This is a genomic window from Streptomyces mirabilis, assembly GCF_018310535.1.
Lineage (GTDB): Bacteria > Actinomycetota > Actinomycetes > Streptomycetales > Streptomycetaceae > Streptomyces.
Genome location: NZ_CP074102.1, coordinates 2414410 through 2425573 on the forward strand (window position 1 = coordinate 2414410; position 11164 = coordinate 2425573).

The 11164-nt window shown below is 72.3% G+C and carries 8 protein-coding genes; 4 read left to right on the forward strand and 4 right to left on the reverse strand.

Features of this window, described 5'->3' with window-relative positions; all coding sequences use genetic code 11:
• Window positions 1–65: 65 nt before the first annotated feature.
• From SMIR_RS10435 to SMIR_RS10450, 4 genes are read right to left on the reverse strand one after another with little or no spacing between them, the layout of a single operon-like run.
• Complete coding sequence (locus SMIR_RS10435; protein ID WP_283959558.1) at window positions 66–719, reverse strand: response regulator; 654 nt, start codon at window positions 717–719, stop codon at window positions 66–68.
• The gene (locus SMIR_RS10440; protein WP_168501307.1) at window positions 709–1977 is read right to left on the reverse strand and encodes a sensor histidine kinase; all 1269 of its coding nucleotides are present in this window, start codon (window positions 1975–1977) and stop codon (window positions 709–711) included. The genes SMIR_RS10435 and SMIR_RS10440 overlap by 11 nt, the downstream gene beginning before the upstream one ends.
• Window positions 1978–2002: 25 nt before the next feature.
• The gene (locus SMIR_RS10445) at window positions 2003–2737 is read right to left on the reverse strand and encodes an ABC transporter permease (protein WP_168495713.1); all 735 of its coding nucleotides are present in this window, start codon (window positions 2735–2737) and stop codon (window positions 2003–2005) included.
• Window positions 2734–3636 carry an ABC transporter ATP-binding protein gene (locus tag SMIR_RS10450; RefSeq protein WP_168495711.1) on the reverse strand — a complete coding sequence of 301 codons (903 nt, stop codon included), beginning with the start codon at window positions 3634–3636 and terminating at the stop codon, window positions 2734–2736. Before SMIR_RS10450 ends, SMIR_RS10445 begins: the two co-directional genes overlap by 4 nt.
• 214 nt (window positions 3637–3850) lie before the next feature.
• On the opposite strand from SMIR_RS10450, the gene SMIR_RS10455 reads away from it, so the two are divergent.
• Genes SMIR_RS10455 through SMIR_RS10470 form a run of 4 tightly spaced genes read left to right on the forward strand, consistent with a single transcriptional unit; the run spans window position 3851 to window position 11038 of the window.
• Entirely contained in the window at window positions 3851–5635 is a 1785-nt protein-coding gene (locus tag SMIR_RS10455; RefSeq protein ID WP_168495709.1) for an ABC transporter ATP-binding protein, read from the forward strand.
• Entirely contained in the window at window positions 5632–7539 is a 1908-nt protein-coding gene (locus SMIR_RS10460) for an ABC transporter ATP-binding protein (RefSeq protein ID WP_212726911.1), read from the forward strand. Before SMIR_RS10455 ends, SMIR_RS10460 begins: the two co-directional genes overlap by 4 nt.
• A 53-nt stretch (window positions 7540–7592) precedes the next feature.
• Entirely contained in the window at window positions 7593–9302 is a 1710-nt protein-coding gene (locus SMIR_RS10465; protein WP_168495705.1) for an ABC transporter transmembrane domain-containing protein, read from the forward strand.
• Window positions 9299–11038 (forward strand): ABC transporter ATP-binding protein, encoded by a 1740-nt coding sequence (locus SMIR_RS10470; protein ID WP_168495703.1) that lies wholly within the window; start codon window positions 9299–9301, stop codon window positions 11036–11038. Before SMIR_RS10465 ends, SMIR_RS10470 begins: the two co-directional genes overlap by 4 nt.
• Window positions 11039–11164: the final 126 nt, after the last annotated feature.

Below are 11164 nucleotides of genomic sequence, written 5' to 3' on the forward strand. Positions count from 1 at the left end.
CGGGCCGCAGGCAACGGACTCGGGAACACGCGGGGATTCGGGGCGAAGCTCCGCCTCAGGTGGCGTCAGCCCAGGATGCCTCGGTCGTAGGCGACCGCCACCGCCGCCGCGCGTTCGTTGACGCCCAGCTTGGCGTACAGGTGGGTGAGGTGGGTCTTGACCGTGGCCTCGCTGATGAACAGGACGCGGGCGATCTCACGGTTCGAGGTGCCCTTGGCCACCAGGGCCAGTACCTCTCGCTCGCGGGCCGAGAGGGAGTCCTGGGTCGAGGCGGGCGCGCGGACCGCCGAGATCAGGCGGGAGGCGACCGCCGGCGAGAGCACCGTACGGCCCTGCGCCGCCGCGCGCACGGCGGTGAAGAGCTCCTCCCGCGGGGCGTCCTTCAGCAGATAGCCCGTCGCGCCCGCCTCGATCGCGGGGAGGGTGTCGGAGTCGGTGTCGTAGGTGGTGAGGACGAGCACCTTGGCGCGGGCGCCGCGGCGGGTGAGTTCCGCGATGGCCTCGACTCCGTTGCCGCCGGGCATGCGGAGGTCCATCAGGACGACGTCCGGGTCGAGGGAGGTGGCGAGGGCGACGGCCTCGACTCCGTTCGCGGCCTCGCAGAGGACCGTGAATCCCGGCGCGGACTCGAACATGCCGCGCAGACCGTCCCGTACGACGGGATGGTCGTCGACGATCAGCAGGGTGATCACAGCGTCATCGGTCACGTCATCGGTCATCGCGGACCAACGGTACGCGAGCCGAGACCGCCGTGCCGTGCCCCGGCTCGGCCTCGATGGTGAGGGTGCCGGCGATGCGTTCGGCGCGGGCGCGCATACCGTCGAGGCCGAAGCCGCCGGCGCGAGTGCGCTCGGGAAGCGCCAGAGGGTCGAAGCCCTGTCCGTCGTCGCGGATGTCGAGGATGACCTCGTCGCCCAGGAAGGAGAGGGTGACGCCGAGGCGGGTGGCGTGCGCGTGCCGGGCGGCGTTGGACAGGGCCTCCTGGACGATCCGGAGGAGGGTCGCCGCGATCTCCTCGTGGAGTTGCTCGGCCGTGCCCGTCACGGTGAACTCGGCACGTATGCCGGTTCGTTCGGCCCATTCGGCCACCGTCTTCTTCAGCGCCTCCGGCAGACCGTCGTCCGCCAGCGCCATCGGAGCCAGGTTGTGCACGGAGCGGCGGGCCTCGCCGAGGCTGTGTCTGGCGAGCCCGGAGGCGCGTTCGAGGTGGGTGCGGGCCGTGGTCAAGTCGGGTGCACTGGCTACTACCTGGAGCTGGGCGATGATGCCTGTCAGGCCTTGGGCGATCGTGTCGTGGATCTCGGCGGCCAGTCGACGGCGCTCGTCGGCGACCCCGGCTTCCCTTGCCTGGACGACGAGTTGGGCGTGCAGGGCGGCGTTCTCGTCGAGGGCCTGTTGCAGGGCGGCGTTGGTGCGTTCGAGTTCGGTGATGGTCTCGGTGCGCTCGCGGGAGCGCTGCGCCTCCTGCTGCTGCAGATGGGCGACCACCATCTGCAGGCCGGAGTTGGCGACCAGGAGCGCGGCGAAGAGGATCCACTGGACGCCGCTCCCGAACGGCAGCCCGCCGGCCTGCGCACTGGCCACGGTGACCGCGCTCGCGAACAGGCCGAGCCGCTGCCACCTGCCCGGGATCAGCTCGTCGGCGTCCATGTAACCGGCGGCGGCGTAGAACGCGAAGAACGGCTCGATCCACGTGAGGGCGAAGCCGATGGCCCAGCGGACGACGTAGTACGCCGTCCCCACCCGGGACGGGATCCGGCCACGGCCGGCCCGGCGGGAGCGGGTGCCGTGCCACCACAGCTGGAGGACGACCGCGGCGACGATCAGGGCCCAAGCGGCGTACCACTCGGCGGAACGGCCGAACAGGCGGCCGACGGAGGCGAACGCGAGGACGACACTGATGCCGAGCAGCCCGTACGGCCCCCAGGTGTGCAACTGCTCCCAGCGCCGCTCGATCTGCCGGTCCTTGACGGTCATCTCCCCAGTCTGCACGGCCCCTCTCCTACTCCCAGCGGAACCAGCGAGAGGCACTCGCCGTCAGCAGCACGGTCCAGGCCACCAGCACACCCAGGTGCGCCCAGCCCGGCCAGTCCCCCGCCGCCGCCCTGTTCAGGGCCTGCGCGGCGGCGCCGAACGGGGTGTAGCCGACGATCCGGGCGAGCAGGTCCGGCATGGCCTGCACCGGGATCCACACGCCCGCGCAGAACATCATCGGGAAGAACACGGCCGACCCGATCGCACCCGCGATCTTCGTCGTCCGGGACAGCGCGGAGACCACCGCGCCCAGCGCGAGCGCGGCCAGGATCGCGAGGAGCAGGGCGAGGAGATAGCCGTACGGCTGCTCGGGCAGTCGTACGTCGAAGGCCAGCCGGCCGACGATCAGCGCGCACAGGGCGGAGGCCAGGGCCGCCGCGCCGTACACCAGCATCTGCGCGGACAGCAGGGCGGACGGCCGTACCGGAGTGGTGGACATGCGGCGCAGGATGCCGCGCTCGCGGTAGCCGGTGATGTTCTGCGGCATCGCCTGCAGCGCGCCGACGATCATGCCGAGCAGCACGGCGACCGGGACGTAGACGTCGACGGTGCGCAGGCCGCCCAGGTCTGCCTGGTGGTGGCGGAAGGACGGGATGGAGCCCAGGATCACCAGGAGGAGGGTGGGGAACGCCAAGATCCAGAAGAGGGCGCCCGGTTCGCGGCGGAAGAGGCGCAACTCGGTGCGCAGGACGGCGGTGTTCATGCGGTGACCTCCGTCAGGTCCAGGAACGCGTCGTCCAACGTGGCGTCGGATACGCGGAGTTGGTGGGCGGTGATGTGGTTGCGGGCGAGCAGCGTGATGACCGCGTTGACGGTCTCGTCGGTGCCGGACAGCGTGATCCGGCCGTCCTTGTGCTCGACCGACGCGAGCGCGGGCAGCGCGTTCAGGTCACCCTCGTCCAGCGGCGCGGACGGCGTGAAGCTGATGACGGTGGAGCCCGCCGAGCGCCGGATCAGGCCTGACGGGGTGTCCAGGGCGGCCACCCGGCCCTTGTCGATCACGGCGATCCGGTCGCACAGGCGCTGCGCCTCCTCCATGAAGTGCGTGACGAGCAGGACGGTGACGCCGCTCGCCCGGACGTCCTCGATGAGTTGCCAGGTGTCGCGGCGGGCGCGCGGGTCGAGCCCGGTGGTCAGTTCGTCGAGGACGACGACCCGGGGGTTGCCGATGAGGGCGAGCGCGATGAACAGGCGCTGCTTCTGACCGCCGGACAGCTTCGCGAAGCGGGTGGTGAGCTTGGCGGTCAGGCCGAGGCGTTCGGCGAGGGGCTTCCAGTCGGCGGGGTGCGGATAGAAGGCCGCGTACAGCTCCAGGGCCTCGCGGACGGTCAGCTTGGCCTGGAGCTCGCTCTCCTGGAGCTGGGCACCGAGGACGCGGGCGACCTGTTCGTGGTCGGCGACGGGGTCGAGCCCGGTGACCCGGACGCGGCCCCCGTCGGGGATCCGCAGACCCTCGACGCACTCGACGGTGGTGGTCTTGCCGGCGCCGTTCGGGCCGAGGATCCCGAAGATCTCGCCCTCCTCGACGGCGAAGGAGACACCGTCGACCACGGGCCTGCCGCCGTAGGACTTGCGCAGTGCGGTGACTTCGATGACTGACATGTCCCGAGGATCCCGGCGGGACGGGAGCGGGCACATCGTCCATCGCGCTCGAAGCGGCATCAGCCGATCGGTTGATGCGGCGATACGACCGAGCCCCGGGCCCAGGAGCACCGATTCCCAGGCCCTGGAGCACCGGTCCCAGGTCCGTGGAACGATTCAGGTCCGGCCAAAACTCGGTGGGCTCTGTCAGTGCCGAACCGTAGGCTCGCTCCTGATGTCCACTCCAGATGCGGTGACCCCGGGCCGAGCCGACCATTCGACCGTACGCAGCCTGCTGCGCCTGTGGCCGTACGTGCGGCCGGTGCGCGTGCGGCTGTTCAGTGCCGCCTTCGTCGCGGTCCTCGCCTCCTGTACGGGGCTGGTGTTCCCGCTCGTCCTGAAGTGGATGGTGGACGGTCCGGTGGCCGACCACGACTCGGCGGGCATCTGGCTCGGCGCGCTGTACCTGCTGCTGCTCGGTATCGCGGAGGCGGTGCTGTTCGGGCTGCGGCGGTGGCTGGTGGCGCGGCCGCTGTCGGGGGTCGAGGCGGACATGCGGGCGGATCTGTACCGGCATCTGCAACGGCTCCCGGTCGCCTTCCACGACCGCTGGGCCTCCGGTCAGCTGCTGTCCCGGGGCACCACGGACCTGATGCTGGTGCGCCAGTTCCTCGCTTTCCCCCTGACGTTCCTGCTGGTCAACTCCGTGACGATCCTGGTCGGGGTCATGATCATGCTGGCCCAGGAGTGGACCCTCGGCCTGGTGCTGCTCGCTCCCGCGGCGCCCCTGATGGTCGTCTGCTGGCTCTTCGAGCGGCACTACTCGCTGGTGGCGCGGCGGGCCCAGGACCAGGTGGGCGATCTGACGACGGTCGTCGAGGAGAGCGTGCTCGGCATCCGCATCATCAAGGGCTTCGGGCGCCACCGCAGCCAGGCCCTCGCCTTCCGCGAGCTGTCCCGCACCCTGCGCGGCACGGAGCTGGCCAAGGCCCGCCTCCTCGCCGCCATCCTGACGGTCATCGTCACCCTCCCCGAACTCGCCATCGGCGCCGCCCTCGTACTCGGCACGGTCCAGGTCGCCGACGGCCGCCTGTCCGCCGGCACGCTGGTAGCGTTCCTCTCCACGGCGCTCGCGCTGCGCTGGCCCGTCGAGTCCATCGGCTTCCTCCTCGCGATGAGCCAGGAGGCGGCGACGGCGACGGAGCGGTACTTCGAGGTGATGGACGAGAAGCCGGAGTCCGCCGGTACGTCCGCGGTCGCCGCCGGGAAGGGCGAGGGCGGACTCCGCTTCCACGGCGTCCGGTTCCGCTATCCCGACGCCCCGGCGGACGCGCCCCCCGTCCTCGACCGCATCGATCTGCACATCCGTCCGGGTGAGTCGATGGCCCTGGTCGGCGCGACCGGCACCGGGAAGACCACCCTCACCGCCCTCGTCCCACGGCTGCACGAGGTAACGGCCGGGCGGATCACGCTGGACGGCGAGGACATCACGGCGATGCCCCGCGAGGAGCTTCGCGCGCGTGTGGCCGTGGCCTTCGAGGAGCCCACCCTCTTCTCGGCCAGTGTCGGGGAGAACGTGCTCATGGGCGCCCCGGACACCGCGGGAGAAGCGGACCTGGACCGTGCCCTCGCCGTGGCCCAGGCCGACTTCGCGCACACGCTCCCGCAGGGGACGCGGACCCAGGTCGGCGAGCAGGGCCTGAGCCTGTCCGGCGGCCAGCGCCAGCGCCTCGCCCTCGCGCGGGCCGTCGTCGGCCGCCCCGGCTTCCTCGTCCTCGACGACCCTCTGTCGGCGCTGGACGTCCACACGGAGGCCGCGGTCGAGGCCGCGCTGCGCCGCGTACTGGCGGAGACGACCGCGCTGATCGTGGCGCACCGCCCGTCCACGGTCCTGCTCGCCGACCGCGTGGCCCTGCTCTCCGGCGGCCGTATCACGGCGGTCGGCACCCACCACGAACTCCTGCGCAGCAACGCCGAGTACGCCCATCTGATGTCAGGTGACGAGGAGGCCGACCGATGACGGCGCCCACGACGACCGCGCCGAACAAGGAGCCGGACCGGGAACCGGGCACGGAACCCGACGGCGGGGAGCCCGGCACGGACCGTCCGGACGCGCGGGAGTCCCACAAGCACCAGGACCCCTTCGACCGCGACACCCTGCCCACTCCCCCGGGCGCCACCGCCGCGCTGCTGCGTTCCCTCCTCGCCCCGCTCAAGGCGCGTGTGGTGGTGACGATGGTGCTGCTCCTGCTCCAGCAGGCCGCGATCCAGGCGGGCCCGCTGCTCGTCGCGTACGCCATCGACCGCGCCGTACCGGCGTTCCGCGCGCACGACCACGGCCCGCTGATCGCGGTGGGAGTCGGCTATCTGCTGTGCGCGCTGGCCGCCGGCGGGCTCCAGTACGCCTTCACCCAGGCGTCCGCCCGGGTCAACCAGGACGTGCTGCTCGATCTGCGTGGCCGGATCTTCCGCCATGCGCAGGCGCTCAGCATCGACTTCCACGAGCGCTACACCTCGGGCCGCCTGATCTCCCGCTCCACGACGGACGTCGAGTCGCTGCGCGAACTGCTCAGCGAGGGCCTGCAGGAACTCATCACGGTGATCCTGTCCTTCGTCTACATCTCGGCGATGCTGCTCTGGCTGGACCTGAGCCTGGGCGCGGTGGCGGTGGCGTCCTTCGTGCCGCTCTACCTCCTCGTACGGCAGTACCGGCGCCGTGCGGGCCGTATCTACCGCCTCCGTTCGACCGCGATCGCCGCCGTGATCGTGAAGTTCGCGGAGACGATGAACGGGATCCGGCCGGTGCGCGCGTTCCGCCGTGAGGAGGCCAACGACGCGGAGTTCCGGGTGCTCAACAAGCGCCACGAGCGCACCAACGGCGACGCCCTGCTGGAGATGGCCCGCTATGTCGTCGGCTCCCGGCTGGTCGCCAACACGGCGGTCGCGGGGATCGTGCTGTGGGGCGCGTACCGGGTGGCCTCGGGTTCGCTGGCGCTGGGCGTGCTGGCCGCCTCCGTGCTGTATCTGCGCCGCCTGTACGACCCGATAGACCGGCTGGGCATGTTCCTCAACGCGTACCAGTCCGCGGCGGCCTCGCTGGAGAAGATCGCGGGCCTGCTGGCCCAGACGCCATCCGTGCCGGAGCCGGCCGAGCCGAGGCGGCTGCCCGCGCTCGCCTCCGCACAGCCGGGCCGCGAGGTCGCCTTCGAGGACGTCCGCTTCGCGTACCGCACCGGCGGCGAGGTGCTGCCCACCTTCTCGCTCACGCTCCCCGCGGGGCAGACGGTGGCCGTGGTCGGCTCGACGGGCGCGGGCAAGTCGACGCTCGCCAAGCTGCTGGCCCGTTTCTACGACCCGACGGACGGCCGCGTCCTGCTCGACGGCGTCGATCTGCGCGAGCTGTCCGTGCCCGAACTGCGGCGCGGGGTGGTGATGGTGACCCAGGAGGCCTTCCTGTTCTCCGGCACGGTCGCCGAGAACATCGCCATCGGCCGCTCCGACGCGAGCCGCGAGGAGATCGAGCGGGCCGCCAAGGCGATCGGCGCCCACGACTTCATCAGCGCGCTGCCCGAGGGCTACGACACGGACGTACGCAAGCGGGGCGGCCGCATCTCCGCCGGGCAGCGCCAACTCGTCGCCTTCGCACGGGCGTTGCTCGCCGACCCGGCCGTCCTCATCCTCGACGAGGCGACCAGCTCCCTCGACATCCCGGGGGAACGGGCGGTGCAGCGCGCCATGTCGACGGTCCTGCGCGGCCGGACGGCGGTGGTCATCGCCCACCGCCTGTCCACGGTGGAGATCGCCGACCGGGTGCTGGTGATGGAGCACGGGCGGGTGGTCGAGGACGGCAGCCCGGCCGAACTCGTGGCGTCCACCGGCAGATTCGCGGACCTGCACCAGGCGTGGCGCGAAAGCCTCGTCTAGCGGACGACGAGTGACTCGTACAGCGGACGGCGAGTGAAAGGCGTGAGGGCTGGATGATCGACGCTCACGAGGACCCGGGGACGCCCGACCGCCGGGGCGGGTGGCGGTATCTGTGGTGGCTGGTCACCCGGCAGTCGGGGCGCAGCGCGGCCGGCGCGCTGCTCGCCACGGTGTGGATGACGCTCCTGGCGCTGCCGCCGTATCTGCTGTCCCGTGCGATCGACGACGGCCTGGAGCCGGGCGACGAGGGCGCGCTGTGGGGCTGGACGGCCGCCGTGCTGGGCATCGGGGTGTTCAACGCCTGGCTGGGCATCATGCGGCATCGCACCATGACCAAGGTCCGGATGGACGCCAACTTCCGCACGGTCAAGGTCGTGGTGGGGCAGTCCGCGCGGCTGGGTGCCGCGCTGGGCCGCCAGGTCGGCGCCGGGGAGGTCGTCACGATCGGCGTCGGTGACGTCCAGACGATCAGCCAGTCGCTGACCGTCGTCGGTCCCGGCATCGCCGCGATCGTCACCTACGGCGTGGTGGCCGCGCTGCTGATGTCGGTCTCGCTCCAGCTCTCGGTGGTGATCCTCCTCGGGGTGCCGATGATCGCCGGGCTGGTCGGCCCGCTGATGGGTCGGCTCCAGGGTGCGGAGACCGAGTACCGCGAGCGGCAGGGCGTGCTGACCGCGCGGATCGGCGACCTCGCGGGCGGTCTGCGCGTCCTCAACGGCCTGGGCGGCAAGGGGCTGTTCGCGGACACCTTCCGCCGTGACTCGCAGCAGCTGCGGGCGCAGGGGTACCGGGTCGGGGCGGCGACCAGCTGGATCCAGGCGCTGGGCACGGGTCTGCCGACCCTCTTCCTCGCCGTCGTGACCTGGCTCGCGGCCCGGCTCGCCGCCCAGGGGGAGATCACCATCGGCCAGTTGGTGTCCGTGTACGGCTATGTCGCGGTCCTCGTGATGCCGGTGTACTTCTTCATCGAGAGCGGCTACCAGCTCAGCCGGGCCGTCGTCGCCGCCCGGCGCGTCGTACGGTTCCTGTCCCTGGAGCCCGTCGCCGACCATCCCGACGCCCGGGACGCGCCCGCCTCCCCGGCGGTGCTGCACGATCCGGACTCCGGGGTACGGGTGCTGCCGGGGCGGCTCACCGCGCTGGTCGGAGCACTTCCCGCGGAGTCCGAGGCCGTCGTCGACCGCCTCGGCCGGTACGCGGAGTCGGCGGTCACGTGGGGTGGCGTACGGCTCGACGAGATCGCCGTGGCGCAGGTGCGCGAGCGGATCCTGGTCGCGGACAACGAGGCCGACCTGTTCGCCGGCACCCTGCGCGAGCTGGTCTGCGGTCGCCGGGAGCACGACGAGGAGGCGATCGCCCGGGCGGTGCGCGCGGCGGCGGCGGACGACATCGTGCTCGGTCTCCCCGACGGTCTCGACTCGGACGTCGCCGCCCAGGGCCGCAGCCTCTCCGGCGGCCAGCGACAGCGTGTACGCCTGGTGCGGGCGCTGCTCGCCGACCCCGAGGTACTGCTCGCCGTCGAACCGACCTCGGCGCTCGACGCGCACACCGAGGCGGCCGTGGCGGCCCGGCTGCGGGCCGCCCGCTCTGGCCGTACGACCGTCGTCACCAGCACCTCTCCGCTGATGCTGGACCAGGTGGACACCGTGCACTTCCTGGTCGACGGCAAGGTCGCGGCGAGCGGCAGCCATCACGAACTCCTCGGCGCGGAGCCGGGATACCGGGCGCTGGTGGCCCGCGACACGCAAGAGGCCCTGCGATGAGCGCGCACCTGCCGGTCGCCGAGCCCGCCGAGGTGCGCCGGGCGGCACTGCGGCTGATCCGGGCGGACGGGCGGGCCTTCGCCGCTGTGCTCGGCCTCAACGCGCTGGCCGCCGCGACCGGTCTGGTCGGGCCGTGGCTGCTCGGGCGGATCATCGACGACGTACGGGCCGGGGACGGTGTGGACGTGGTGGACCGGCTGGCGTCGGTCATCCTGGTGTGCTCGCTTGCGCAGTTGCTGCTGGCGCGGTGGGCCCGGTACGTGGGGCACCGCTTCGGGGAGCGGACGCTGGCCCGGGTGCGGGAGCAGTTCGTGGAGCGGGCGCTGAGCCTGCCCGCGTCGGTCGTGGAGCGGGCAGGCACCGGTGACCTGACCGCGCGCGGCACCGCCGATGTCACCGTGGTGGGCAACACCCTGCGCGACGCCGGACCCGAACTGCTCATCTCCTGCGCCCAGGCGCTGTTCATCCTCGGCGCGGTCTTCGTCATCGCCCCGCTGCTCGGCGTCTGCGGGGTGCTCGGGCTCGTCGGCATCTGGTTCGCCCTTCGCTGGTATCTGCGCCGTGCGCGCACCGCGTATCTCGCCGAGGGCACCGCCACCTCGGACGTCGCCGAGATCCTCGCGGCCACCGCGTCCGGTGCCCGTACGGTGGAGGCGTTCGGGCTTCAGCGCGGCCGGATCACCGCGAGCCGTCGGACGCTGGAGACGTCCCGCCTCAGGCGGATGCGGACCCTCTTCCTGCGCAGCGTGTTCTTCCCGGCCGTGGAGGTGTCGTACGTCGTTCCCGTGGTCGCCGCCCTGCTGGTGGGCGGTGCCCTGCACGCGCGGGGGTCGATGAGCCTGGGGGCGGTGGTCGCCGCGACCCTGTATCTGCGCCAGCTCGCGGAACCACTCGACCAGATCCTGATGCAGGTCGAGCAACTCCAGAGCAGCGGTGCCTCGTTCGCCCGCGTAGAGGGGCTGGCCCGGGCGCCACGGGCCGTGCCGTCGGGCTCGCCCACCCCGGCCGACGACCGGATCGACGTGACGGATGTCCGCTACTCCTACGACCGCGGGGGCGAGGTGCTGCGCGGAGTCGACCTGACCGTCCGGCCCGGGGAACGGCTGGCCGTCGTCGGGCCCTCCGGCGCCGGGAAGACCACGCTGAGCCGGCTGCTCGCGGGCATCGACGCGCCGCGGTCCGGGTCGGTGACGGTGGGGGGCGTACCGATCGCCGACCTCGATCCCGAGCAGCTGCGCCGGCAGGTCGTCCTCGTCACCCAGGAGCACCACGTGTTCCTGGGCTCCGTTCGCGACAACCTGCTGATCGCCGAACCCGCCGCCGGTGACGCGGCGTTGTGGGCGGCGCTGGCCGCCGTCGGTGCCGACGGCTGGGTCCGGGAGCTGCCGGACGGGCTGGACACCGAGCTCGGCACCGGCGGCCGCCGGACGGACGGGTCGCGGGCCCAGCAGCTCGCCCTGGCCAGGGTGGTGCTGGCCGACCCGCACACTCTCATCCTCGACGAGGCGACCGCGCTGCTCGATCCGACGACCGCGCGCCACACCGAGCGTGCGCTCGCCGCCGTACTGGAGGGGCGCACCGTGATCGCCATCGCGCACCGGCTGCACACCGCGCACGACGCGGACCGGGTCGCCGTGATGGAGGACGGACTGCTCACCGAACTCGGCACGCATGACGAGCTGGCGGCGGCCGGGGGCGCGTACGCGGCACTTTGGCGGACGTGGCACGGGGACTAGGGGGCGACTGATCGGGTCGCGTCCGGTCGTCCTGGGCCCGGGGCGGCAGGGCCGCCGCGCCTTGCCGCGCCACAGACCAGACGCACTCCGGCGAACAGTCCGCATGCCGAACATGAACACCCGGAC